The 24,424-nt window shown below is 56.8% G+C and carries 23 protein-coding genes; 6 read left to right on the top strand and 17 right to left on the bottom strand.

Translation table 11 applies throughout. The annotated features are described in order from the left end of the window. The first annotated feature begins 131 nt into the window (after positions 1-131). From ptsN to npr, 3 genes are all read left to right on the top strand, one after another. Entirely contained in the window at positions 132-611 is a 480-nt protein-coding gene (gene ptsN / locus ACL2XP_RS01650) for a PTS IIA-like nitrogen regulatory protein PtsN (RefSeq protein ID WP_413736852.1), read from the top strand. A gap of 112 nt (positions 612-723) precedes the next feature. After that, positions 724-1,578, top strand: coding sequence for an RNase adapter RapZ (rapZ, locus tag ACL2XP_RS01645; RefSeq protein ID WP_413736851.1), 855 nt, complete (start codon positions 724-726; stop codon positions 1,576-1,578). Next, the gene (gene npr, locus ACL2XP_RS01640; protein ID WP_413736850.1) at positions 1,575-1,847 is read left to right on the top strand and encodes a PTS phosphocarrier protein NPr; all 273 of its coding nucleotides are present in this window, start codon (positions 1,575-1,577) and stop codon (positions 1,845-1,847) included. The genes rapZ and npr overlap by 4 nt, the downstream gene beginning before the upstream one ends. Here npr and ACL2XP_RS01635 read toward each other — a convergent pair whose 3' ends face one another. From ACL2XP_RS01635 to ACL2XP_RS01595, 9 genes are all read right to left on the bottom strand, one after another. Then, positions 1,848-3,764 carry a BglG family transcription antiterminator gene (locus ACL2XP_RS01635; protein ID WP_413736849.1) on the bottom strand — a complete coding sequence of 639 codons (1,917 nt, stop codon included), beginning with the start codon at positions 3,762-3,764 and terminating at the stop codon, positions 1,848-1,850. It abuts the gene before it with no gap. A gap of 3 nt (positions 3,765-3,767) precedes the next feature. Next, complete coding sequence (gene dagF / locus ACL2XP_RS01630) at positions 3,768-4,508, bottom strand: 2-dehydro-3-deoxy-phosphogluconate aldolase (RefSeq protein WP_413736848.1); 741 nt, start codon at positions 4,506-4,508, stop codon at positions 3,768-3,770. Next, the gene (locus ACL2XP_RS01625; RefSeq protein WP_413736847.1) at positions 4,505-5,623 is read right to left on the bottom strand and encodes a DgaE family pyridoxal phosphate-dependent ammonia lyase; all 1,119 of its coding nucleotides are present in this window, start codon (positions 5,621-5,623) and stop codon (positions 4,505-4,507) included. Before ACL2XP_RS01625 ends, dagF begins: the two co-directional genes overlap by 4 nt. Further along, positions 5,607-6,749: an amidohydrolase/deacetylase family metallohydrolase gene (locus tag ACL2XP_RS01620; RefSeq protein ID WP_413736846.1), complete on the bottom strand. Its 1,143-nt coding sequence runs from the start codon at positions 6,747-6,749 to the stop codon at positions 5,607-5,609. The genes ACL2XP_RS01625 and ACL2XP_RS01620 overlap by 17 nt, the downstream gene beginning before the upstream one ends. 103 nt (positions 6,750-6,852) lie before the next feature. Then, complete coding sequence (locus tag ACL2XP_RS01615) at positions 6,853-7,500, bottom strand: DUF4310 family protein (RefSeq protein ID WP_413736845.1); 648 nt, start codon at positions 7,498-7,500, stop codon at positions 6,853-6,855. 19 nt (positions 7,501-7,519) lie between these two features. Further along, entirely contained in the window at positions 7,520-8,296 is a 777-nt protein-coding gene (locus tag ACL2XP_RS01610) for a DUF4311 domain-containing protein (protein ID WP_413736844.1), read from the bottom strand. Between the two features lie 30 nt (positions 8,297-8,326). Continuing rightward, positions 8,327-8,623 carry a DUF4312 family protein gene (locus tag ACL2XP_RS01605; protein WP_413736843.1) on the bottom strand — a complete coding sequence of 99 codons (297 nt, stop codon included), beginning with the start codon at positions 8,621-8,623 and terminating at the stop codon, positions 8,327-8,329. After that, the gene (locus ACL2XP_RS01600; RefSeq protein ID WP_413736841.1) at positions 8,623-8,988 is read right to left on the bottom strand and encodes a glycine-rich SFCGS family protein; all 366 of its coding nucleotides are present in this window, start codon (positions 8,986-8,988) and stop codon (positions 8,623-8,625) included. The genes ACL2XP_RS01605 and ACL2XP_RS01600 overlap by 1 nt, the downstream gene beginning before the upstream one ends. 19 nt (positions 8,989-9,007) lie before the next feature. After that, on the bottom strand, positions 9,008-9,352 hold the full coding sequence (locus ACL2XP_RS01595; protein ID WP_413736840.1) for a glycine dehydrogenase: 345 nt from the start codon (positions 9,350-9,352) through the stop codon (positions 9,008-9,010). Positions 9,353-10,055: 703 nt separating this feature from the next. On the opposite strand from ACL2XP_RS01595, the gene ACL2XP_RS01590 reads away from it, so the two are divergent. Then, positions 10,056-13,754 (top strand): dermonecrotic toxin domain-containing protein, encoded by a 3,699-nt coding sequence (locus tag ACL2XP_RS01590; protein WP_413736839.1) that lies wholly within the window; start codon positions 10,056-10,058, stop codon positions 13,752-13,754. Positions 13,755-13,760: 6 nt separating this feature from the next. On the opposite strand, the gene cybC is transcribed toward ACL2XP_RS01590, so the two are convergent. Both cybC and pmbA read right to left on the bottom strand, forming a co-directional pair. Next, a complete protein-coding gene (cybC, locus tag ACL2XP_RS01585; protein WP_413736838.1) occupies positions 13,761-14,147 on the bottom strand; it encodes a cytochrome b562 in 387 nt (128 codons plus the stop codon). A 14-nt stretch (positions 14,148-14,161) separates the two neighbouring features. Further along, positions 14,162-15,502: a metalloprotease PmbA gene (pmbA, locus tag ACL2XP_RS01580; protein WP_413736837.1), complete on the bottom strand. Its 1,341-nt coding sequence runs from the start codon at positions 15,500-15,502 to the stop codon at positions 14,162-14,164. 318 nt (positions 15,503-15,820) lie between these two features. Here pmbA and yjgA point away from each other — a divergent pair, with 318 nt between their 5' ends. Further along, positions 15,821-16,369: a ribosome biogenesis factor YjgA gene (gene yjgA / locus ACL2XP_RS01575; protein ID WP_413736835.1), complete on the top strand. Its 549-nt coding sequence runs from the start codon at positions 15,821-15,823 to the stop codon at positions 16,367-16,369. Positions 16,370-16,434: 65 nt separating this feature from the next. Here yjgA and ACL2XP_RS01570 read toward each other — a convergent pair whose 3' ends face one another. From ACL2XP_RS01570 to aaeX, 5 genes are all read right to left on the bottom strand, one after another. After that, the gene (locus ACL2XP_RS01570; RefSeq protein ID WP_413736834.1) at positions 16,435-16,701 is read right to left on the bottom strand and encodes a hypothetical protein; all 267 of its coding nucleotides are present in this window, start codon (positions 16,699-16,701) and stop codon (positions 16,435-16,437) included. A gap of 97 nt (positions 16,702-16,798) precedes the next feature. Beyond that, positions 16,799-18,256 (bottom strand): NAD-dependent succinate-semialdehyde dehydrogenase, encoded by a 1,458-nt coding sequence (locus ACL2XP_RS01565; RefSeq protein ID WP_413736833.1) that lies wholly within the window; start codon positions 18,254-18,256, stop codon positions 16,799-16,801. 104 nt (positions 18,257-18,360) lie between these two features. After that, positions 18,361-20,319, bottom strand: a complete 1,959-nt coding sequence (gene aaeB, locus ACL2XP_RS01560; RefSeq protein WP_413736832.1) for a p-hydroxybenzoic acid efflux pump subunit AaeB — start codon at positions 20,317-20,319, stop codon at positions 18,361-18,363. Positions 20,320-20,334: 15 nt separating this feature from the next. Further along, on the bottom strand, positions 20,335-21,267 hold the full coding sequence (aaeA, locus tag ACL2XP_RS01555) for a p-hydroxybenzoic acid efflux pump subunit AaeA (RefSeq protein ID WP_413736831.1): 933 nt from the start codon (positions 21,265-21,267) through the stop codon (positions 20,335-20,337). A gap of 7 nt (positions 21,268-21,274) precedes the next feature. Further along, the gene (gene aaeX, locus ACL2XP_RS01550; RefSeq protein WP_413736830.1) at positions 21,275-21,478 is read right to left on the bottom strand and encodes a p-hydroxybenzoic acid efflux pump operon protein AaeX; all 204 of its coding nucleotides are present in this window, start codon (positions 21,476-21,478) and stop codon (positions 21,275-21,277) included. A gap of 348 nt (positions 21,479-21,826) precedes the next feature. On the opposite strand from aaeX, the gene aaeR reads away from it, so the two are divergent. After that, positions 21,827-22,753 carry an HTH-type transcriptional activator AaeR gene (gene aaeR, locus ACL2XP_RS01545; RefSeq protein WP_413736829.1) on the top strand — a complete coding sequence of 309 codons (927 nt, stop codon included), beginning with the start codon at positions 21,827-21,829 and terminating at the stop codon, positions 22,751-22,753. Positions 22,754-22,917: 164 nt separating this feature from the next. On the opposite strand, the gene tldD is transcribed toward aaeR, so the two are convergent. Next, positions 22,918-24,363, bottom strand: a complete 1,446-nt coding sequence (gene tldD, locus ACL2XP_RS01540; protein ID WP_413736827.1) for a metalloprotease TldD — start codon at positions 24,361-24,363, stop codon at positions 22,918-22,920. Positions 24,364-24,424 lie beyond the last annotated feature (61 nt).

The raw sequence follows: 24,424 nt of genomic DNA, 5'->3' as shown, positions 1-24,424 counted from the left end.
GAATCCCGATGAGCTTACCCAGGTAAGTGATTCGGGTGAACGAACGTAGCCAACGTACCTGCGGCCCGAAAGATGACGGGTAAGACGGGTTGATGAGTCATAAAGGTGATACAGAGCCTAAGTGAAATGAAATGACTAACGATACAGCAATGCAAATAAATACGGTGTTGAGCCTTGAATGCACCCGCGGCTCCATCCACTGCCAGAGCAAAAAACGCGCGCTGGAAATTATCAGCGAGCTGGCGGCCAAGCAGCTTAACCTGGCGCCCCAGGTGGTGTTCGACGCCGTATTAACCCGCGAACGCATGGGCAGCACCGGCATTGGCAACGGCATCGCCATTCCGCACGGTAAACTGGAAGAAGACACCCTGCGTGCGGTCGGCGTGTTTATCCGCCTGGAGCAACCCATTGCCTTTGATGCGATAGATAACCAGCCGGTGGATTTGCTGTTCGCGTTATTGGTGCCGGCCGAACAGTGTAAAACCCATTTGCACACCCTGTCGCTGGTGGCCAAGCGCCTGGCCGATAAAACGGTCTGTCGCCGCCTGCGCGCGGCGCAAAGCGATGAAGAACTGTATGCCATAATGACAGAAACGGAAGCCGGGTCGTAACGCGCCGGGTCGGATGCCCGCCCGGCGCCGCACCGACCCGCGGGGTATGATTGGTGCGATAACGGATGTGGTCGCCAATGTGGGTCAATAAAAATGCCAGAGGGGAGTCGTCATGGTGCTGATGATTGTCAGCGGTCGATCCGGTTCAGGGAAATCAGTTGCGCTGCGCGCGCTGGAAGATATGGGGTTTTATTGCGTCGATAACCTGCCGGTGGTGTTGTTGCCCCAGTTGGCCACCACCCTGGCGGATCGTAATATTTCCGCCGCGGTCAGTATCGATGTGCGCAATATGCCTGAGTCGCCGGAGATTTTCGAACATGCCATGGACAGCCTGCCGCAGTGCTTTTCGCCGCAGCTGTTATTTTTGGATGCCGAACGCAATACCTTGATACGGCGCTACAGCGATACCCGCCGCCTGCATCCTCTATCGAGCAAAAACCTGTCGCTGGAAAGCGCCATCGACGAGGAAAACGAACTACTGGAACCGCTGCGTTCCCGGGCCGACCTGATTATCGATACCTCGGAAATGTCGGTGCATGAACTGGCTGAGATGCTGCGTACCCGCTTACTGGGCAAACGCGAACGCGAGCTGACCATGGTATTCGAATCTTTCGGTTATAAACACGGGCTGCCCATTGATGCCGATTACGTGTTTGACGTGCGTTTCCTGCCCAATCCCCACTGGGACCCCAAACTGCGGCCGATGACCGGGCTGGATAAACCGGTGGCGGCCTTTCTCGATCGCCATACCGAAGTGCATAATTTTATTTACCAGACCCGCAGCTATCTTGAATTATGGCTGCCGATGCTGGAAACCAATAACCGCAGCTATCTTACCGTGGCGATTGGCTGCACCGGCGGCAAGCACCGCTCGGTCTACGTCGCCGAACAGCTGGCGGATTATTTTCGTTCCCGCGGCAAAAATGTTCAGTCCAGACATCGGACCCTGGAAAAGCGTAAATCATGACGGTCAAGCAATCGGTGGAAATCAAAAATCGCCTGGGGATGCATGCCAGGCCGGCGATGAAGCTGTTCGATTTGGTGCAGAGCTTTGACGCGGAGGTATTATTGCGCAACGACAGCGGTACCGAAGCGGAAGCCAGCAGCGTCATCGCCCTGCTGATGCTCGACTCCGCCAAAGGGCGCGTGATTGAAGTGGAAGCCAGCGGCCCGGATGAAATCAAGGCCCTGGCGGCGGTGATCGAGCTGTTTAACGCCGGCTTTGACGAAGATTGATCACACCCGGCTCAGGCTGTCGATGGCCACCGCTTTAAAACCGGCGAAGTCCTGGCTGTCACGCAGGCGCGGCATGGAACGCTCGCGTACGAAGGTGACGAATAATTCATAGATGGCCATCGCCTCTTCATAATCGGTCTTATTGATCGCCAGCAGGAAAATCACATAGGCCGTCTCATTATCCCCCCAGGGGATGCCCTGCGGCGCCAGAATGGTATAAATCACCGTTTGCCTGGCCAGCAGTCCCAGGGAATGGGGCAGCGCAATCCCCTCCCCCAGCAGTGTACTGACAATGGCTTCGCGCTCCACCACCGACGGATAGAAATCCTTCCCCACCACGCCTTCGCGCTTCAGCTGCGCGCACACCTGCTTAAACAGCGCCTGCTGGGTCATCGGCCGGTCGACGATCATGAAATGTTCTTCAGCAAAAAACTTTTCCAGCATATAGGGCCGGGTGCGATCCACCAGCACCAGCTTGCCCAGTTGTTCCAATTGGTAATCGCTGGGGAACGGGGCCAGCACCATTACCGGCTTATTCTTTTCGCCGAGCCTGACGGTGGAAATAACAAAATCCTCTTCCAGCGTCGCCAGCTTGTCATATTCGCGCAGCGAGATAACCTGGGTCACGGCAATTTGCGGGTATTTACGCGCCAGCATCGCCTGGATCATGCGCACCGTGGAATTACCGCTGTCGCATACCAGCAGCACCTGGGGGTGGCGCTGGTAGCCGATATTGTAATGCCGCTCAAGCCCGACGCCGATATGCAACACCAGATAGCCGATTTCATTTTCGCTAATCACATACGGCGTATATTTGCCCCAGCTGTTTACCGCCGCCAGGGTAACGTCATAGGCCATGGGATAATGCTGCTTGATATTGGCCAGCAGGGGATTGGGAATGGTGATTTGATAGCGCACCCGGGTAATCATGGTTTTGATATGGGTCAGCAGGTCGGCCCGCAGCTGGGCGTCGTTTTGCAGATTGTAATTATAATGGGTGTTGATATAACTGAGGATATAATCCACCAGCGCTTCGTCATCGTCGGCATTAATGGCCGAAGGATTGATTTCCTGCACCCGGCGGGCCGCAATATGGATGCGCAGATAATTCTCTTCCGCCGCTGAAAACCCCTTGCCGGTTAACGGCTCGATAAGCTGCGCCAGCTGCGCCGAGGTGGCTTTGATCCGATCGTCCACCTCTTCCATCGGCAAATCCGGTAAAGGATACCCCTCCTGGATGCGTTTAATCGCCACGGCGCAGTACAGGGCCAGATATTGCTCCCCTTCATCGGTGAGCTTGACGCCTCCGGCGGCCAGGCAATGATGCCAGGTGGGGGTAAGCTGGGGCAGGATCTCAAAAGGCAGCATCCCGCTCGCCAGCAGATAGCTATCCCTCTCGTCGAGCGACAGGGAATACATCAGATCCGTCAGGCAAACCCGGATAGCCGCCTCCTTGCCGAACAGCTTCATGCCGTGGCGGGGTTTGGTTTCAATAGTCAAATCGTAACGGGCCAGACGGTCGCGCACCTCGGCCATATCGCTTTGCAGCGTGCCGCGGCTGACATACCATTCGTCGGCCAAATCTTCCATTTTAAAGGCATAGGCCGAGTTCAGGAACCGCACCATCAGGGCCGGGATACGCTCCGCGCTGGACCGCGGGGTGCGGTTGCGGCGCGGGGTTTGCCGGCGCAAAGAGGCAAAGCTTTGCTCATCGTCGATTTTGAGCTGGTAGCCGCTGCCGCGGCTGAGAATAAATTGCGCGCCGTGCCCGTTCAGGATGGCATTAAGCGCGTGAATATCGGCCCGCACCGTGCGGGTCGATACGGAAAAACGCCTGGCCAGCTCTTCCTGCGGCAGCGATTCCGCCTGTAGGGCGTCGAATAAGTTGGCCAATCGCTGATTAGGGAATCTTACCATGGGTTATTTCACCTGATTTTTTACCATCGCCAGCAGCGTCGCCACATCCTCAGGACGGGTATTGCCGGTGGCTTTATCAATAATTGAACTGTAAATATGCGGGATAATCCGTTTCACCCCGACGTCCAGCGCGATCTGCAAGATCGTCGCAAAGTTCTCCAGATCGATGCCGCCGGTCGGCTCCAGATAAAAATCATGGCGCGCGCAGGCCTGCGCCACGGCGCGGTATTCATCCTCATGTTCCAGGCCGCCCATGGGGAAGAATTTAATCGAGCTGCCGCCCATATCCTTAAGCAGGGCGATAGCCGTTTCGATCGGTACGATGCCGTCCGGGGCTTTAGCGCTGAGCGGGCCGGTGGATATTTTCACCATGCCTACGCGGCCGGTGGGGGAAACCAGTCCGTTGACCAGGGTGTCCGATTGGCCGAGCAGCGCGCGGCTGGCGCCGACCCCGGTAAACACCTGATTGACGTGCTGCGGCTGCACCGAGCCGACAATCTGGCTCACCATCGCCGATTGGCCGGGGTCGCCCGCGCCCAACCCCACCGACAAGGCATTCCCGATAAGACCGGCATAGGCGCGCATATCGGCTATCGCGCTGGGGACATCAGGATAGTTTTTCGACAGTACGCCCACCAGCACATGGCCTTCGGCTGCGGCATATATAGCGCTGGCATTCTCTTTGGAGCCGGCCAGGACATTCAGGCAAACCCGGTCGCGGTAATAATTGGGGGTTAATTTCATGAGCGGCGTCCTTTTCCTAATTCGGCGATACGTGAAGAAATAATAGTTAACTGTTCAGGGGTTACGCTGCGCACGTCCACTTCGATAATGCCTTCGTTGGCTTTATAACCGCGAAAATAAATAGCCGGGTCGCCGTTTTTCAGCGCGGCGATAATCGCCGGCGTGGCCAGGCCGAACGCCTGCTCGTCGAAATGGATTTCCGTACGGGCGATGTCCCGTCCGGCGCTGTCCCACACCACGCGCGCCTTGATACCCGGCAGAGAGTTAAGCGCCTCGATAAACGGCGTCATCTTCTCCACCATTTCTTTGCCGGATTCTTTTTCCCGCACCAGGTAACTCTCAATGGCCTGGGTCAGGCCGAGAATGCCTTCTTTACCGATTTTCATCGCCCGGCCGATGCCGTTCCCCTGGCGTTTCACCCACGCCACCGGCTGTTGTTTGCCGATAACCAGTCCGCTGGTCGGCCCTTCCAGGGCCTTGGCGCCGCTGTAAATCACCAAATCGGCCCCTTGGCCATAATATACCCGCAGGTCCTCTTCCGCGGCGGCGTCGACAATCAGCGGCAGTTGATGATGATGCGCCACTTCGGCGGCCTGCTCTACCGACAGCATGCTTTTTTGCACGCAATGATGGGATTTAATATACAACACCGCCGCCGTGCGCGGGGTTATGGCCGCCGCCAATTGCTCGGCGGAGCATTCGTTGGCATAACCGGCTTCCACCACTTTACCGCCGCCCAGGGCCACCATGGTGCCCACCGGCGCGCCGAAATTGACGTTGTGCCCTTTGGGCAGCACGATTTCATGGGATACGGCGAGCGGGGCGCTGTGCAGATTAACCAGCAGATCCGCATCGTCTTTAACGATCACCGCCGCCACCGACTGGGCAATGCCCGCCGAGGCGCAGGATACCACCACCGCGCTTTCCACACCCAGCAAACCGGCCAGATAATCGCCGGTCTTATCCACCAAATCCTTGATTTCAAAATAATGATTCAAACCGAGGTTAACGGCGTCCACCACATCCTGCCGGGGGGTGGAAACACCCAGGGCAGTCATGCGGCCCGATGCGTTGATAACTTGCTTAAGCTGGTATTTTTCATAAATTGAAGACATGGGATGCTTTTCCTTCGTCCGTTAACAGACATTCGCCGGCCACTACGGCCGCCAGGGGGATTAATTGTTGTTCCCCATCGACCGACAGGCCTTGTGCATCGGTAAAGACGCAGGGGGCGCGGCGTACCTCGAATAGGGTTAAATCCGCGTCGAAGCCCGGTTCGAGACGCCCTTTTTGGGTCAGCCGCAGCATGCCGGCGGCATGTTGCGTGACGCAATCAATAACCTGCGGCAACGTCATGCCGAGGGTAAAAAATTTGGACATGACCGCCGCCAGGCTATGCACCGGCCCCTTGATCCGGTTGCGGCAATAAATATCGGAACTGATGGTATGGGGGTAGATGCCCTGCGCTATCGCCAGGCGCGCCACCTCGAAGCTGAAGCTGGCGGTGCCGTGGCCGACATCCAAATGCACTCCCCGCCCCAGCGCCCGGCGCACCGAGGCGCGCAGTTCACCCGCCGGGGTCAGGATACGGTTGGGTTTACCATTGTAGCAGTGGGTAATAATATCGCCGGCGGTTAGCAAATCGGCGATGCGCCCCAAATCCGGCGGGTTATTGCCGATATGCACCATCAGCGGCAAATCACCGTTCTCGCGCTGGATCTCCTTGGCGCGCTGCAGGGGTTTGACGCCGTTGGCGCCCACCACGCTGCTGCTAATGCGCGCCTTGATGCCGATGATAAAACCGGGATGGCGGGCAATGGCCGCGGCGGCCAGCGGTTTATCGATACGCGCCATATCCGCCAGCTCATCCTGGGTGGCAATGCCGGTACGGGCGATATTGAGCAGGGCATAGACCCGGGTTTTGGCGGTGTGCGCCAGGCGATAAAAGTCGTCCACTTGATCGGCGCCGGTACTGCCGGCATCCACCACCGTGGTGACGCCGCCGTCGATGCCCACTCGATCCGGCTCATCGTGATAAATCGGCGAAGCGGGATAGCAATGGACGTGGGAGTCGATCCAGCCGGCGCTCACATAACAACGCCCCCCCAGGTTGATTTCCCGCCGCGCGGCGGATGATAACGAACCGATGGCGGCGATGCGGCCGTTATGGATGGCGATATCAATCAGAGTACCGTCCACCCGTTTCGCTTGTTTAATTATAACGTCATATAAGGGTGCCACATTTCCTCCTGACCGCCCAGCGCCACGCTCATGGGCGGCGGCGCAGGGTATTGACTACAGGCATTACGCCCATCCGGCGCCCATGGGACGCCCAAAACGGGGACTAGCCGATGGCCACTGGAAACAGCGCGCCGAGCAGCATCGCGCCGAGAATCGCGCCACCGGTAATCGGTTTATTCCACAGGTAAAACAGCAGCGCCCCGACCAGCGATCCCAAACCGATGGGGATAGAGGCGGTAATGGCGGACAAAATGATCAATGGCCCAAGAAAACGCCCCGAGGCATTGCCCGCGCCCATCATCACATCCGCCCCATAGGTGGAGTTGCTTTGATTGATGGTGAATTTGCGCGCCAGGATAATCAGGCCGCCAATCGCCAGGCCCAGCACCATGCCGGTGGCCAGGGAAGCGATAAAGTTTTGCAGGGGGAATACGATGCCCGCCCCGAGCAGCAGCGCCGGCACGCCCAGGCCGACCCCGGTCTGCAACGCGCCGCCGATATCCAGAATACCCACCAGCGACCCTTCGATGATGCGCGCAAACAGAAAGCTGGCGCCGAACGCGGCCACCGCGCCATACACACCGGTATCGATACCGGTGCGCAGCATGGCGACGAACGCCACTTCGTTAAACGCCCCGATGCCATAGAGATAATACATATGGGTCCCGGCAAAAATACCGGATGACAGTATCCCGACGAAAATCGGGAACGACCAGTCGGCATACCAAAAGCCGCGTTTTGTTTCTTCCATTGTCTGGCTCCTCGGGAGGTTATTTACCGCTCAGGGTGTTATGGATAGCGTCCAGCCAGACGGGAACACCCAGACTGAAGGACTGCAAAGTTTTCACATCAAAACCGCGGAAGAAACCGCTCAGGACAAATAGCGCGATAATCGCGGCCATCATAATGCCGGTGATTTTGTTCCAGCCGCCCTCTTCGACGCCTTTACCGATCAGAATGCCCAATACCAGGCCAGGCACGGCGTTGCCCATGATAAGCTGCGCCAAACCGCCAAAAATGGTGGCCCAGAAACCGGAACGCTTGCCGGCATCGATGGCCGCCAGCCAGAAAATAACCGGCATCACGGTGTTAACCAGGATATTAGCGGCGGGCACCAGCACTTTAACGGCGGTAACCTGTAGGGCGGCCGGCACGGCGGACGCGGTGGTATTGAGGAACGCCACCACCAGCATGCCGATAATGCCGCAGGCGATAGCCATGCGTTTGGGATCGTGCATCGTTTCGCCGAGCTGGCGGTTTTTGATCATCAACGCCGCGGCGCCCCAATGGGGGATAATGCGATGATCGACATCCTGGGTAAATGACCCGGCGGCCACGGACGATGCCCAGGCGTTGAAGAAAAAGCCCAGGCCGAAAGAGAAGTGGGAAGCGGGGTCGCCTTCGCAGGAGTTTAATTCCCCGAGGGTACGGAAGGCGCCCATGCCTTGTACGGTCGGCGCATGGAACATACGCGCCGCCCCCGCCCCTACCCCAACGCCCACCAACCCGCCGATAATTAGTGATTTTATTAAGATTATAAGAAACATCGGATTATCCTTTCATTATCTACCCGCGCTTTATCGCAGGGTAAAATGGACTTTTTCGGTATCGATCATGGTGATACTGACGGTAATATCCAACACGACGCTGAAGCTTTTCTTTTCGCGGGGCAGAAAGAAAAAAAGAAATTTTTCGGTAGTGCGCTGCTCTTCCGCCTTAATGATTTTGACGTCCTCCGGTTCAATGCGTAACAGAACATAACCGGTAGATTTCATTACCGCCGTTTGCACCTGGCTTAACGCGGCGGCGAAAGCGCTGTTTTTCGTTTCGCCCTTACCCGCGACCTGGACGGTTAAAACCGACTGCGCCTTCATCAGGCACTGCCATATTTTTTTAACCAGGCTTCCACTAATTTCTGGCCCAGTTCTTCTTTATCCATAAAACCAAAGCCCAGGACCTTGCACCCTTCCTGAATAGCCGTGACGCCTTCATCGATTGAGCGCATGCCGTATTTGGCTTTATAGCCGTATTTATTTTGCGCGGTAATGGCGCCGGCGCCGCCGCTGCCGCAAAATGAGATACCGAAATCGACCTGTTCGCTGTTCATCACATCGCCAAGTTTCATATCCGCCGCCATGCCCGGCACCACGATGGCTTTGCCACCGGCCGCCTCTACGCCCTGGGCCACTTTCTGACCTTTACCCAATCTGTCGCCAATCGCTACCGTAACTTGTGCCATGGGGTTATCTCCGCTGTGATTAAGGATTATTATCTTTGGCAACTTCGAAGTGCACCGATAATAAATAAGCCTCTTCTATCGGTAAGTTATCGAATATGTTCACCACGTTTTGCGCCATTACCATTGAATCTGCCGAAATTTCGTCAAATAAGCTGATATCAACCTCCGGCAACGGCTCGCCGGTGAGCGAACGCATAACCATGGCGCGGACATGAGAGTTCAGCATCTGTTCCTGCACCTGGTTGACCTGAATATGTCGCTCCCGCATCATCGTCATGATTTCCGCCAATACCTTTTGGGTCAGGGCTGCGGATAAGTCGCCACGATCGTTTTGCTCGCCCGGGGATACGGCTTTATCGCCCACTATTTACTCCTACGTCGTCCATAATAAGAATTGATTCGGCATGATATTGATCCAGTATGGTTAAGAACGACCTTCCAACCGGCTTTAACGATGATTCACCCTAACTTTTGCGCTCTGGGGTTTGTAGCCGTTATATTTCCACTTTGAAACGGAAATAATTACGGGTTAAGTGATCTCATTCGCATAATTGCCTTAAACCGGCCAATATCGCTGCCACATGACCAGTAGGCAGTTCATTGCGTTGCGTAAAGGCAGCGATAGGGGATATTGCTTCAAAATAATGCCATAAGTATAACTTATTTTTAAAATCTTCCACTTTTGTAGCATCGAATCGGCACATTACCCGCCATCAGGCGGATAATATATCCCGCGCCGGCATGGACAGGATAACGCAACGGCACCAGGGCCCCGGCGGTGATAAGACAAAACAATGGCAAGCCAGGGAAATTATGGCGCTGCCTCGTCCTGCCGGAAATGGCGGCTAATGAATACAACAAAAAATGGCCAGCATAAAAACCACCCGCTGCGGCTGGAAGGACCTCGGGAAGAAAAGACTTATTACCGCCTGGCGCGGTGTTTCCCTATGGCTTAACCGGTTATTATAACGTTACGGTGACCAACACTTTGTTCTAAATATCATTCATTTTTTATATTTACGAATTAAATACTGAAATAAAAAATTATAAATTCAAGGAGAATAACAATGCCAATTATTGTTGGAGAAAACAGGAACGCTTATATTTCCGACGATCATTGCCAGGATGTATTTTTCGATTGCGCCGAGCAGGTGGCATGGCCGGAACCTGAATATCATGATTGTATCGATATCATTGATAATACCGCTACTCAACCTATAAGCTTGTCTGAAGATATTCAGCGTTCATTATTTCATTTGCTGAAAATAGCCGTGGGCTATGAGGCCAATCGCTTTTGCAATGAAATGCTCTATAAAACGGGTCTGACTATCCCGCTGTGCGTTTTAAACACGTCGGCCGCGCTGTATCGGGCCATTACCCTGGGTAACGGCGTCGGCAGCGTGCTGGCGGCGGGCCTGCCGCTGTTTATCCATGATATTTTACCCTATACGGATCGCTTGCAGGGTTTGGCTAATCAGATTAAGGATTACTTTGAACAACATCTTAGCGTGGCGCTGATGAATACCTTGACCAACAACCAAATCGAACATGGACAAGGCTATCTCTGGCTGGGCATCCTGGCGCTGGTCAGTAAATATTTCTGCGACAGCCGCCCGCATCCGTTGCCCGAGCGCGGTTATTTATCATTACCGCCGATATTGGCGGGGCTATTTACCCGGGCTTGCCTTTATTGGCAGCTATTATGTAACGCCGCCGGTAATATGCCGCAACCGGTCGATGGGCACGGTCGGCTTAAGCTCGATCTGCTGGAAAAAAACCGGCAGCTACAGGGGCGCTATCTGGCCCGGAACTGGGCCAAACGGTCCAGGCACAACCAGAGCTGGGTTGAACGCGCGGCCGAACGTTATTATGGCATCGGCCAAATTACCGGCCGCGGCGGCGTATCCGGCGGTAACGGTGGATTAATCCGGCCGCTTTATGCGCCCGCGGCGCAGCACGGCCCGGGCTATTGCACGCCGCCGGGGGAGGTAGTGCCAATCCCCGCTTCGCGCCGGCGCTGGCTCCCGCTGGATTTATGCCTGCTGCCGGCGGCGCAAGCCGCGCCCGTGGACCTCCCCGCCGGCGCGGATGGGCGAAAAACGCTGGCTACCGCCTACATTCCCCGGCGCGATGCGTCAATACCGTTAAACAATGAATGGCTCAACCGCTATCTGCACCACGCGTTTCCGATAGTCAGCCCGTCCGTTCCGGCCGCGACGGCCGGGCAACAGGAACCGATCGCCGCTTATACCCGCGCCCTGGATGGTTATTGGCAACATAACCATGAATATCATCGCCTGGGCACGCTGCTGAATGTATTAACCCAGCTCTATGCCGCACGGGACGTACTTACCGAACGGTCGACCATTACTTTATCCCGGCACCTGGGCCTGGATATCGGCAGCGCCGACCGGTCGACGCTGCATCTGTTTGATATTAATGGTTATCAAGCTACTGATTTACTGGTATTCAACCTTACGCATAATGAAAATTATATTCTGTTTCTGCCGCATGCTACCGTTCACTTCAGAGTATTCGACGGACTGCCGGCCTTAAGACAATGGATAATAGACCACTGCGCCAACGAAACCGGGCGTGAAGAAATAGCCAGGCACTTTGCGTTAAACGAGCGGATGGACGGTAGTACGCTATTGGGTAAATGGGGGGTCGACCGGTGGTTAACGCATATTTACGAATATCCCGGGCGTATTTTTCAACGCAATGAGCCGCTAACGCAGGACTGGCAAGACATCCTGACCAACCGCCAGCGGTCCCGCTGCGCCAGCGACGCCGAATGGTTAACCCCGTCGGGCGCCGCGGCGCTGCGGCAAACCGGCAAAACAACCATTTATCACGCCGCAACCCTGTTTGCCCAACCGCTGGTGCCTTATATCGCACCGCGGCTGGCTATCAACCACGGGATCATTGATGCCAACGCCACCATGGGCGAGGCTTGCGGGCCCGGCGCCGGACACAGCGCGTTGGGCTGTGCGCTGACCCTGCTCAGCGCCACCCTGGGTGAAATGCTGCCCCGGGATGCGGCGGGCGACCTGGTATCGACCGCCGCGGCGCGGCCGGATATCGCCGGTTATATCCAGATCGTCAATCACGAGATCGCGTTATGGCAAGCCATGTCCCCGCCCACCGCCGTGGAAATGCGCATTCTCGCCCCCCTCGCCGTGACCCCCGAGGGTTATAAGCGCCAAACCTTTATCTGGCCACAGGATAAACTACATACGCATCTCAGCATCAGCCTGACGCTGGCCAATGGCAGGCGCAAGGCGGAGGTTATGGCGATTCGAATCCATTACGCGCTGGTCCCGCTGCGCTATAACGATCGTCTCAAGCTCTATGAGATCTATGACATTAACCATAGCCACCGGCCGGGCTATCCGGTTTATATCGCGCCACCGCCCGATAATGGGCAGTGGCGGTTCGGCCGCGCGACCGACGAGCGCCATATCCGGCACCGTCATGGCGAAATCCCCATGGCCAACTACGATTTTGTTTCGGTACGGCTGTTTAATCTCATTATGAATAATCTGGACAGCTTATGTTGTAAAGTGAAGGCCTTGTCGCCGATTAATAGCCTGGGCATCGCTCAATCCCCGGCGGGGCGCGCCTATTTAAAATTGGGCACTCATTATATTAATATTAAAAAGTTAGCGGGGGGTAATATTTATTTACTCGGGACGCCGGAACGCTTTCATCTGCGGGTGGCATTAGAGCGCAAAATACAAAAATTCGTTCTGCTACCGGAAAATTCCATCGCCGCCGCGATACCCGCTATAACTATCGCCGCCGGAATCAACGCCACGCTCGGCTATCGCCAGGGATTCAGGCATTCGGATGAGGAACAATGCCGCCGCGCGCTGGCGGCGGATGAAATAATGCGCAAGGCCGGCGTCCGGGATATTATTTATTACGGTTTAACACCGCTGGAAACGCAAAATAATACGTCGCATATGGTGTTGGCCCTGACGGTGAAAACAGCGCTGGCCACTACTGCGCATCTGCTCCGGGATCTCCTTTATAGCACCGGGCGGGCCGAACAGTCCCGGTTAACGCAGACAGTATATTCATCGTTAAAATTACACGGCGCGTCGGACAAGCTCCGGCAAAAAACGCTGCGGTTAATTAATCAGGGCATGGAAAAAATGCTGGCGCTCATCGACAGCCATACCGCGGATGAATTTTCCCGGCTTTGGCTGGCCGCTTTCCGGCAGGAAGATATCGACATATTGGCAATTAAAACCGATCCGCTGGCAAGAATAATGATCCATAGCCGATCCGGCGATCGCGCCGGCGGCAAGCCGGCAAAACGCGAGATCCGCTTTTGCCGTTTTGCCTGCCATGAAATCCCCGACGATGGAGGCATCGCCGCCTTGGGCACGGCGACAGGCAGAATCGATACCCTGGCGCCAGGGTCCGATACCCCGCAAGATGAGGGCGAGGATTTTCCGGCGGCCTTCGGGCGCCTGTGGAACGGAAAAATGACGCAAAACGAGGTTAATTTCCTGATCGGCCAGCCGCAGGTCCATAAAATAAACAACTCCCCCCTGCTGACGGATCGGGAACTGGCCCGGCAGCTATTTCGCCATCGCGCCGTGCCCCGGATCGCGATGATCGTGGAGCACGCCGATCTGTTCAGCCTGCTGTTACTCCACCTGCACCGGACGGTCAATGCCGAACGTGGCGACTCTCAGCATGACCGCTGGGTAAAAACGCTGCTGTTCGCTACTGCGTTTCAATCCAATCGCGCGTAAAGCGGCTTAACGGAATTTGGCGTGATTTTCATTGCGGGTTTGTTGGAATTGCGCGGTCACGACCTTCGCCTGTTTGACATCGCCCTTCTCCACCAGCGCCTGCGCCTGCTCAATCTGGCCGATCAGATTGGTCATTCCCTGGCGGAAATCCTTCATCTGCGGACTGTCCGCCGGCTGCCCTTTGAGCTTGGGCGGCGTGCCCTCGCGGGCGTCCAGCGCCGCTTCATGCATACCGGCCAGGGCCTTTTTGAGGGTCGCGGCGTCATCGCTTTTTTGCACCGCGCCGTAGTTGGCCGCGAGGATATCCATATCCTCGCCAAGATCGCGCGCCAGCGCCAGGGGGCTGCTCATAAGTAAAGTAAACGACAATAAGGCTATTATTTTAATTTTCATGGAGGAGCTTCCAGTTAAATACCTGCGATTTTCATTTGGGGCAATAACACCGACCCGCACTGGATATTGCTCCGGGTTTCGATATCATCGCCAACGGTAACAATATTGCGCCACATATCCTTCAGATTGCCGGCAATGGTGATTTCACTGACCGGATACTGGATCTCGCCGTTTTCAACCCAAAAACCCGCGGCTCCGCGGGAATAATCTCCGGTGATGGCGCTTACACCTTGCCCCATTAGCTCGGTAACTACGAGTCCCCTATCCATTTTTTTGATCAAGGCCGCAAAATCCAGTCCCTGCCCGGCAATACGCCAATTATGGATACCGCCGGCGTGCCCGGTGCTGGTCATGCCCAATTTACGCGCCGAATAACTGCTCAGCAACCAGGTTTGCAACACGCCGTCTTTGACAATGGCCCGATCCTCGGTACGCACGCCTTCGCTGTCAAACGGGGAGGAAGCCAATCCCCTGAGCAGGTGGGGACGTTCTTCAATCGTCAGCCAATCCGGCAATATGGTTTTACCCAGATCATCAAGCAAAAAAGTCGATTTGCGATACACGCTGCCGCCGCTGATGGCCCCGACCAGATGGCCGAACAGACCGGTCGCCACTTCGGCGGCAAACAGCACCGGCGCCTGCATGGTGGCGATTTTACGCGGATTCAGATGCGCCAGGGTGCGGCGCGCGCACTCCTCGCCCACCCACTCCGGCGTGCGTAAATCCTCCACCGCCCGACCGATGGTATAGGCATAGTTACGCTCCATATTGCCGCCGCTTTCGGCGATGACGCTACTGGAGATGGAATGCCGGCTGCTGTTATAACTTGCCAACATCCCGTGGCTATTACCGTACACCTTAGTGCTGTAATGGCTGTTAAAACTGCCGCCTTCGGTATTGGTGATACGCTTATCCGCCTGCAGCGCCGCCTGCTCCGCCCGGGAGGCCAGATCGGCGCCCCGCTCGGCATCCAAATCCGCCGGATGAAACAAATCCAGATCGGGGGCATCAAAGGCCAATAACGCTTTATCCGCCGTACCGGCATACGGATCGGGAGAGGTAAAACGGGCAATATCCAGCGCCGCGCCAACGGTGCGGGCAATGGCATCCGGGCTGAGATCCGTCGACGACGCGCTGCCCTTGCGTTGCTGGTAATAGACGGTAATACCTAACGCGCCGTCGCTATTGAACTCCACATTCTCCACTTCGCCATAACGCGTGCTGACGCCAATACCGGTGGTTTTGGTCACCGCCACCTCCGCCGCGTCAGACCCTGCGCCGGCCAACTCCAGTGCCTGCGCTACCGCGTTTTCCAATAATTTCCGCTGTTCTGCAACTTGATTGACTAAGTTCATTGATCCGCCATCATTTATTGGGTTATCCGCCGGAGAGGACAAAATCGATTATTGCCGCCAGCCGGCCTGAAACCGCTGCCGCGTGGTTATTGATCCAGTCTATCAGTCCGCACCACATTTCGCACGGCATGCCCGCACTCACTTTCCCCGCGGCGCACCGTGAGCCCCCATCACCACACCGGCATCAAGCCGTGTTATTATTGCCAAAATTGGAATACCAACCCTATTCCGCTATCGATGACGTGGACGCGGTGCAATAATGCCGTTGATCATCCCCCGCAACCTGTTAGGATTAGCCTCTTTTTGAGGAACCGTATCATGAGCAAGCAACCGGAAGACTGGCAAGACGAAGACCCGCAGCTCCCTGCGCAAGAAGACGACGACGAGATAATCTGGGTCAGCAAAAGCGAAATCAAACGCGACGCCGAAGCCCTGAAAGTCCTCGGCGTCGAATTAGTCGAGCTGGGTAAAAACGCCCTGGAAAAAATTCCGCTGGATGAAGAGCTGCTCGCGGCCATCGAACTGGCCCAGCGCATCAAAAAAGAAGGCCGCCGCCGCCAGATCCAACTGATTGGCAAAATGCTGCGCAGCCGCGACGCCGAACCGATCCAACAGGCGCTGGACAAGCTCAAAAACCGCCACAACCAGCAAATCACCCTGTTTCACAAGCTGGAAAACCTGCGCGACCGTTTGATTGAAAAAGGCGACGACGCGGTGGACGATGTAATAGCGCTCTACCCGGACGCGGATCGGCAACAGCTGCGCTCGCTGGTGCGTAATGCCCAAAAAGAGAAAGCGGCCAATAAACCCGCCAAAACCTCCCGGCAGATTTTCCAATACCTGCGCGCCGTCGCCGGGGACAAATAACCCCCGCCGCCCCGCGGGCAGCAACCGCGACATCCCCACCCCCTGCGCCCGCCGGAAAATCCGGCCTAGCGCAGATTAAAGCGCAACCGGCCGTCCAGCTCTTCTTCCGCTTCATCGAACAGCAATATCAGCGCGCCGAAACGGCGTTTTTTCGAGGCGCTAAGGTGGATAAATTCTATCTCCACCGGCAGCGGCACCCGGCTGGTCACCGTATGCCATAACTCATCCAGATTGGCGTCGCACGGTTCCGCCAGTGCGAACTGACGGCCAAAATCACGGTAAAAAGCCGGTAGATCGGGAATCTGGTTAAAATCAAAGGATACTTTCCCCATCAAGCGTTCTCCGCAATACAGGTTATCAATGTTCTATTACCCACTATCCTGCCAGCATGCCACACCCAGGTTATCGGCGATATGGCAAAAAGAGTTATCATAAACCACCCAGATGCAACGTTTTCACTTCCAGATAATCATCCATTCCCAGCACCGACCCTTCACGGCCCAGCCCGGATTCTTTGACTCCGCCAAACGGCGCCACTTCGGTGGACACCGCGCACTCATTGATACCGATCATCCCGCTTTCCAGCGCGGCCGCCACGCGAAACACCCGCTGGAGATTCTGGGTATAAAAATAAGCCGCCAGGCCAAAGGGAGTATCATTGGCGCGGTTGATAACCTCTTCTTCGGTAGCAAAACGAAAGCAGGCCGCCAACGGGCCAAAAGTCTCTTCGTGGGCCAGCGTCATGGTCTCGTTGGCCTCGGCAATCACCGTCGGCTGGTAGAAATTGCCCCCCAGCGCATGGGGTTGTCCGCCGGTAACCGCCCGGCCGCCCTTGGCCAGGGCGTCGTTAACGTGCGCCGTCACTTTTTCGACGCCGTCCCCGTTGATCAACGGGCCGACCACCACGCCTTCCTCCATGCCGTTGCCCACCTTCAACCGGCTGACTTTATCGGCCAGCCGGCTAACAAAGTCATCATAAACGCCCGACTGGATATAAAAGCGGTTCACGCTGACGCAGACCTGCCCGGCGTTGCGGAATTTATTGGCGATGGCGCCGGCTACCGCGGCGTCGATATCCGCATCGTCAAAGACGATATAGGGCGCATTGCCGCCCAGTTCCATGGAAATTTTCTTCATGGTTTCCGCGGCATTGCGCATCAGGGTTTTACCCACCGCGGTGGAGCCGGTAAAAGTGACCTTGCGGACTTTGCCGCTGGCCATGATGGCGTCGCTGATGGCGTGGGTATCCCCCGCCACGCCGTTGACCACGCCGGCGGGCACGCCGGCCTGCTGGGCCAGGGCCAGTAAAGCGAAGGCCGAAAGCGGGGTATTATTGGCCGGTTTAATCAGCGCGGTGCATCCTGCCGCCAGCGCCGGACCGAGTTTGCGGGTCAGCATGGCCAGCGGGAAGTTCCACGGCGTGATGGCCGCCACCACCCCTACCGGTTCACGGGTAGCCAAAATGCGGGAACCGGCTTTGGCGGGGGGAATAATTTCGCCATTAGCCCGTTTGGCCTGTTCGGCGAACCACTGGATAAAACTGGCGGCGTAGGCCACTTCGCCGGCGGCCTCGTCTACCGGCTTGCCCTGTTCCGCCGTCATCAGCTCGGCCAGATAGCGCTGGTTGTCCATAATCAGGGCATACCAGCGGTACAGGATTTCCGAGCGTTCCTTGGCGGTTTTGGCGCGCCAGGCGGGAAACGCCGCATAAGCGGCGTCGATGGCGGCATCGGTTTCCCGCCGGCCGCTTTTGGCCACCTGGGCGATAAGCGCGCCGGTGGCCGGATTGATCACGTCAAAGGTATCCTGAGCGCGCCGCCACTCCCCGTTGACCAGATAACCGGTCTTAAACAGCGGATGGTCCTGCAAATGTGTGTGTTCGCTCATTATTATCCTCCTGGTATATGCGGGTCGGCCATTAGCCTGGAAAAGGCCATGGACGCTGGGAGTAAGTATAGATGCTGGGTGGGGAATGATCGGCCGGCGCCAGGCTAATCGCTGAGGGCGTGCCGATAGCGCCGCAGCGTGTCGGCCATGCGCTGTACCGGTTCGGTGACATCCGCGGACGCATGGTATAACGCCAGTTTTTCCTGATAAACGCCCAGTTCGTCCAGCAGTTGGTTAAAATGCTCGCTGCGGCGAAATTCGTTGCGCGCCACCAGCACCCGATCGGCGGTAGCGCGGATTTGCCGATGATAAGCCGAGAGATCCGCATTAACGGGAATGTCCGCCGTACGCAGGCGCTGGTGGGTGATAATCAGGGTCAGCGCCAGCCGGTATTTGGCGATATCCGCCGGAAATAGCGTCAGTAATTGAAACAGCTGCTGGTAAAGCGCCGGCAAATGGTTTTCTTGCCGCCGGACCCGGTTAGTGGATAGCGCCGATACCGCGCCGTAGACAAACCGATTCAGGAGCACCCGGCCGATGCGCGCCTTGGAGCTGTCCCTAATCAGTAAAATCACCAGCGTCGCCAGGCCGCAGCCGACGATCTGCCCGATGGCGCTGTCCAGGAAAGTATTGATCGGAAAAGTCATGGGATTGGACAGGACCAGCACATTAATGGTGCCGGCCAGGGTGCCGAGGGTGCCGAGCCGGCGTTTTTGCACCTCGATGCCGATGATAAACGCCAGTACGCCCAGCGCAATACACAGCAACAGCATGCTTTGCTGGGTGGCGGGCATGATAAACATGTAATAGAGGGCGCCGATGGGCAGCGCCAGCGACATGCCGATCATAAAATCTTTGCATACCATCCAGGGATTGGGCAAACGCATCGCCAGCGACGTGACCACCGCAATCATCACCATGCAGCTGCTGCCGGAAGTCCAGCCGGTCCACAGCCAGAACAGGCAGCCCAGCGCGGTGGCGACGCCGGTGCGCAGGCCGTTGATCATGGCATGATGGCGTTCGGCCGAGGGCGCGGTGATAACCACCTGATCGACCAATACCTGCTCTTCGATTTTGCTGATGCGCGAATTGTTCTTGACCCCTTTCGACAGCAGGAGATAACGGGTGGCGGTTCCCACCCAGGTATAAAGCGTCTGCGGGGTATCTTTGGACGGGGTGCTGGCAATCACCTGGCGCATCAGTTTCATGCGTTTATGGATATCGGCCATGGTTTCCACCGGTTCGTTGAGCAGTTGCACCAGGTGGGGTTTAATAAATCCGGGGCGGACCTGCAAAATCAAAAATGTTTCGCAGGCTTGGGTGATCAAGGTCAGCGATAGGGTATTAATGGCTCTCAGGCGCCGGTTGCAGCGCTGCCAGTGCGCTGATTCCATCAACAGGTTGCCGCGCATGGCGTCCAGGGCGGTGGTGAATTTGACCAGATCGCCCCAGGATTTATCGATATCTTCCTTGGGCGCCTGATTGACGCACAGCAGCAGCAGCCGGTATTGATCCAGCAGCAGCGTATCCACCGCCCGGTCGATATCCCGTTTGATTGACCGGGGCGAGAACAGGATGTCGGCAAGAATGGCGCAGACGATCCCCATGACGATTTCGCTGCAGCGCTCAATGGCGAACTGCGGCGTGACCTGGGGATGGCTTTGAATACTGACGATAATAATCAGCGCGGTATAGCCGGCCAATCCCAGCGCATACGAGTTTTGCACCCGCACCAGCGAGGAAATCCACATACAAACCCCGGCCCAAATGCAGCTGAGCAGCAGCATGACCACCGGCGCGCGAATGGTGAGGGTGATGATGGCCAGCGCGCCGATGCAGCCGATGAAGGTGCCGATAATACGCAGCATGCCGCGGTGTCTGATGGCGCCGGCAAAGGGCTCTCCGCCGGCGGCGAAGGCCGGTCCGGCGGCCACGATGGCGGCGGTCAACACCGACCAGCGCGGCGTTTCCAATTGAAAATGAAAGCCGAGAAACAGCGCCAGCAGGATAGCGAAGGTGAGTTTGACCGCGAAGCGGCAGCGGATAAACAGCGGCTGGAACATTAGTGGGTCATCCGCTTAGCCGAATTCGCGCAGGCGATGGATCAGTTTCATCATCGGCGAGAGTTGGGTTTGATCGCGATCTTTGTTGCCGGTGATGACCACCGTCGCCGTGGTGCCGGCGGGGTAGAGGTCGCCTTGCTGCGCATCGAGACGGATTTTTACCGGCACCCGCTGCGCCAGACGCACCCATTCCAGATTGGAATCCACCGTGGCCATACCTTTGGCATCCACCGAACTGCTGCTATTGGTGACGCCGGCGGAGATGCTGTCCACCGTGCCGTAGAATACCCGGTTGCTGCCCAGGGGAGTGATTTCCACGCGATAACCCGGCCGCACGCCTTCCAGTTTGGTCTCTTCCAGATAGGCCAGCAGATAAAATGAGTTGCGCTTCACCAGCGCCACCGAGACGGTGCCGCGGGTGATAAATTCGCCGGCATGGACGTTAAGATTGGTGATCCATCCTTCCGCCGGGGCACGCACGGTGGTGCGCTCCAGATCGATTTTGGCCAAATCCCGCACGGCAATCGCCTTGGCAAGCTGATGGCCCACGATGGTGGAGTCATTGCTGGACTGGTCGATGGCTTCCTGCGACATGGCGCTGGTGCCTAAGCGCAGCCGCCGGCCCGCCTCGCGGCGTTTCTCGGCCGCCAGGGACTGGTAGTAGTCCACGTCGGCCTGGGCTTCGTCCAGGGCTTGCTGATAGCGTGGCTGATCGACCACGAACAGTACCTGTCCCCGCTGCACCAGTTGGTTATCGTTTACCCGCACTTCGGTGAGCAAGCCGCTGACATCGGGGGAGATGGCCACCACGTCGGCGTTGAATTTCGCATCGCGCGTCCAGGGCGATTCGGTATAAAACACCCATGCCCGGAAAATAGCGATGGCGGCAATGAGCACCAGTAACAGAGTTATCGCGATTCTGATTATTTTTGTTGCAACAGTTTTCACAGCGACCTCAGACGAAAAGACAAGAAATCAGATAGAACAAACAGCAATACAGGGCGGTATTAAACAGAGCCGGATGCCATACAAAGTCATAAATGCCCGTCGGCTGTAGTAACCGGCGTAGCAGAAAAAACAGGATCATCGAGACCAGCAATTCAAAAAATACCGGGGGAAATGACAGGCCGAATATCACCATAACCGGGAGCAAACTCATTACTTTTCCTTACCTTTCCCTTTAGACCCATGGCTGGCGTTGCGCACTGTTCGGCGTCTGCCAGCGTCAATAATTCCCGCGGCCATGGATCGCGGTTGCCGGCATACGCGCCGGATGAGTGTAGTTCTCAGGAAGTTGACCGATGGAGGTTTCCGGCGGATGTAGCGGGTCAAGATAGATTGGCTAAGACCTACCCAGAATGTTACTGTTTATTTCAAATCAATAAATACAGTAAAGTCATTGCGGGGAAGGTGCGCGATCTGATGAACCGACGGATGTATAATAGCCCTTAATACCTGACATTTTCAATGTTATGTGATCTAAATCACTTTTCACTCAGAGTTAATAATGGAAAGACTGAAGCGCATGATGGTCTTCGCCAAAGTGGTGGAGGGAGGATCGTTTACGTCCGCGGCCCGGCAGTTGCAGATGAGCGTTTCGTCCATAAGCCAGACCGTGGCCAAGCTGGAAAACGAGCTGCAGGTGAAGCTGCTGAACCGCAGTACCCGCAGTATCGGGCTGACCGAAGCGGGGAAGATTTATTATCAGGGTTGCCGGCGGATGTTGCTGGAGTTTAATGAGGTGCACGAACAGTTATATGCTTTTAACAATACGCCGATCGGGACGCTGCGCGTCGGTAGTTCGTCCACCATGGCGCATAATGTGCTGGCGGCCATGACCGCGGATATGTTGAAGGAGTATCCGGGGTTGTCGGTGAATTTGGTGACGGGGATTCCCGCGCCGGATTTGATTGCCGATGGCTTGGATTTGGTGGTGCGGGTGGGAGCGTTGCAGGATTCGAGTCTGTTTTCCAGGCGGCTGGGGGCGATGCCGATGGTGGTTTGCGCCGCCAAGAGTTATTTGGCGGCGCACGGTGCGCCGGAGAAGCCGAGCGATATGGTGAATTTTTCGTGGCTGGAGTATGACGTAAGGCCGGATAGCGAGTTCGAGCTGATTGCGCCGGAGGGGATTACGTTGCATTTGGCGCCGCAGGGGCGGTTCGCTACTAATGATTCGCAGACGCTGATTCGTTGGCTGACGGCGGGGGCCGGGATTGCGTATGTGCCGATTATGTGGGTGCTGGATGAGATTAAGCAGGGGAATGTGGAGATTTTGTTTAATCGTTATCTTTCGGATCCGCGGCCGGTATATGCGGTGTATACGCAGAAGGATAAGCTGCCGCTTAAGGTGCAGGTGTGTATTAATTATTTGCAGGAATATTTTAATAATGTGGCGTCGGTGTATCAGGCGTTCCGGCAGGATAATAATTCGTGAATGGCGCGGGTGCCTTTTAACACGGTTCGCCGCGAGTATGCTGATGGCGGGCCTACCGCACCGGGGAGCGCTCCGGCGGGCGGGAAAACCCTGCCCGCTTCGGCCCCACGGCACGGTCTCCCTTTAATACGGCTCGCCGCGGATGCGGCGAGCGCGGGTCGGCGTTAGGCGGTGCCGCCGACGGTGAGGTTGTCGAGTTTGAGGGTGGGTTGGCCGACGCCCACCGGTACGCTTTGTCCTTCTTTGCCGCAAACGCCGACGCCTTTGTCCAGCGCCAGGTCGTTGCCGACCATGGAGATTTGCTGCATGGCTTCGATGCCGGAGCCGATAAGGGTGGCGCCTTTGACCGGTTTGGTGACGCGGCCGTTTTCGATCAGGTAGGCTTCGGAGGTGGAGAAGACGAATTTACCGGAGGTGATGTCCACTTGGCCGCCGCCGAAGTTGGGCGCGTAGAGGCCGTATTCGACGCTGGCGATGATGTCCGCGGGAGTGGATGCGCCAGCGAGCATGTAGGTGTTGGTCATGCGCGGCATGGGCAGGTTGGCGTAGGATTCACGCCGGCCGTTGCCGGTGGGGGGGACGCCCATCAGGCGGGCATTGAGTTTATCCTGCATATAGCCTTTGAGGATGCCGTTTTCGATCAATAGGTTGTATTGGCCGGGCACGCCTTCGTCATCAATGGCCAGGGAGCCGCGCAAGCCGGCCAGAGTGCCGTCATCCACCACGGTGCAGAGCGGAGAGGCCACCAGTTGGCCCATTTGGCCGCTGAATACCGAAGTGCCGCGGCGATTGAAGTCGCCTTCGAGGCCGTGTCCTACCGCCTCGTGCAGCAGTACGCCGGGCCAGCCGGCGCCGAGTACCACCGGCATGGCGCCGGCCGGCGCCGCTATGGCGGAGAGGTTGACCAGGGCCATGCGTACCGCTTCCCGGGCCCAGCTGTCGGCGCGGACGTCGCCGTCGGCGGTCGCCAGGAAAAAGTCATAGCCAAAACGGCCGCCGCCGCCGCTGGAGCCGCGTTCGCGTTTACCGTCCTGTTCAACCTGTACGCTGATGGACAGGCGTACCAACGGCCGTACATCCGCCGCCAGCGTGCCGTCGGTGGCGGCTACCAGGATTTGTTCGTAGACGCCGGAGAGGCTGGCGGTGACTTCCTGTACCCGGGCATCGGCGGCGCGGGCCACTTGATCCACGCGGTGCAGCAAGGCGATTTTTTCTTCGCGCGGCAGGCTGTTGAGCGGGTCGAGCAGCGGGTAGAGGGTTTTATAGGGAACTTCCCCCAGGGTGTGTACGCGTCCGTTGCCCTGTTCGCTGACGATGCTGCGCGCCGCGTTGACGCTGAGCTGTAACGCGTTCAGGGTTAATTGATCGGCATAAGCGAAGCCGGTTTTTTCACCGCTGACCGCGCGCACGCCCACGCCCTGGTCAATATTGTACGAGCCGTCTTTGATGATGCCGTCTTCGATGACCCAGGATTCATGGTAGCTGGATTGAAAATAGAGATCGGCATAATCCAGACGGCGTTCGGTCATCTGGCCCAGTAGGGAGAAAAGGTCTTCGTGACTCAGGTTGTTGGCCGCGAGTAATTGCTCACTGACAAATGCCAGACTCATAGGTTTTCACTCTTTTTTAAGATGGATTGGCCAGCAACGGCTGGAATAATAAAATTGCAAA

It is taken from the genome of Sodalis sp. RH21, from assembly GCF_047324175.1.
GTDB lineage: Bacteria > Pseudomonadota > Gammaproteobacteria > Enterobacterales > Enterobacteriaceae > Acerihabitans.
This window is presented reverse-complemented; position numbering and strand designations above follow the sequence as displayed.

Bases quoted from the DNA above. Each gene is read 5' to 3' on its own strand.
- ptsN (WP_413736852.1), top strand. From the start codon at position 132: ATGACTAACGATACAGCAATGCAAATAAATACGGTGTTGAGCCTTGAA.
- rapZ (WP_413736851.1), top strand. From the start codon at position 724: ATGGTGCTGATGATTGTCAGCGGTCGATCCGGTTCAGGGAAATCAGTT.
- npr (WP_413736850.1), top strand. From the start codon at position 1,575: ATGACGGTCAAGCAATCGGTGGAAATCAAAAATCGCCTGGGGATGCAT.
- ACL2XP_RS01635 (WP_413736849.1), bottom strand. From the start codon at position 3,764: ATGGTAAGATTCCCTAATCAGCGATTGGCCAACTTATTCGACGCCCTA.
- dagF (WP_413736848.1), bottom strand. From the start codon at position 4,508: ATGAAATTAACCCCCAATTATTACCGCGACCGGGTTTGCCTGAATGTC.
- ACL2XP_RS01625 (WP_413736847.1), bottom strand. From the start codon at position 5,623: ATGTCTTCAATTTATGAAAAATACCAGCTTAAGCAAGTTATCAACGCA.
- ACL2XP_RS01615 (WP_413736845.1), bottom strand. From the start codon at position 7,500: ATGGAAGAAACAAAACGCGGCTTTTGGTATGCCGACTGGTCGTTCCCG.
- ACL2XP_RS01610 (WP_413736844.1), bottom strand. From the start codon at position 8,296: ATGTTTCTTATAATCTTAATAAAATCACTAATTATCGGCGGGTTGGTG.
- ACL2XP_RS01605 (WP_413736843.1), bottom strand. From the start codon at position 8,623: ATGAAGGCGCAGTCGGTTTTAACCGTCCAGGTCGCGGGTAAGGGCGAA.
- ACL2XP_RS01600 (WP_413736841.1), bottom strand. From the start codon at position 8,988: ATGGCACAAGTTACGGTAGCGATTGGCGACAGATTGGGTAAAGGTCAG.
- ACL2XP_RS01590 (WP_413736839.1), top strand. From the start codon at position 10,056: ATGCCAATTATTGTTGGAGAAAACAGGAACGCTTATATTTCCGACGAT.
- cybC (WP_413736838.1), bottom strand. From the start codon at position 14,147: ATGAAAATTAAAATAATAGCCTTATTGTCGTTTACTTTACTTATGAGC.
- pmbA (WP_413736837.1), bottom strand. From the start codon at position 15,502: ATGAACTTAGTCAATCAAGTTGCAGAACAGCGGAAATTATTGGAAAAC.
- yjgA (WP_413736835.1), top strand. From the start codon at position 15,821: ATGAGCAAGCAACCGGAAGACTGGCAAGACGAAGACCCGCAGCTCCCT.
- ACL2XP_RS01570 (WP_413736834.1), bottom strand. From the start codon at position 16,701: ATGGGGAAAGTATCCTTTGATTTTAACCAGATTCCCGATCTACCGGCT.
- ACL2XP_RS01565 (WP_413736833.1), bottom strand. From the start codon at position 18,256: ATGAGCGAACACACACATTTGCAGGACCATCCGCTGTTTAAGACCGGT.
- aaeB (WP_413736832.1), bottom strand. From the start codon at position 20,319: ATGTTCCAGCCGCTGTTTATCCGCTGCCGCTTCGCGGTCAAACTCACC.
- aaeX (WP_413736830.1), bottom strand. From the start codon at position 21,478: ATGAGTTTGCTCCCGGTTATGGTGATATTCGGCCTGTCATTTCCCCCG.
- aaeR (WP_413736829.1), top strand. From the start codon at position 21,827: ATGGAAAGACTGAAGCGCATGATGGTCTTCGCCAAAGTGGTGGAGGGA.
- tldD (WP_413736827.1), bottom strand. From the start codon at position 24,363: ATGAGTCTGGCATTTGTCAGTGAGCAATTACTCGCGGCCAACAACCTG.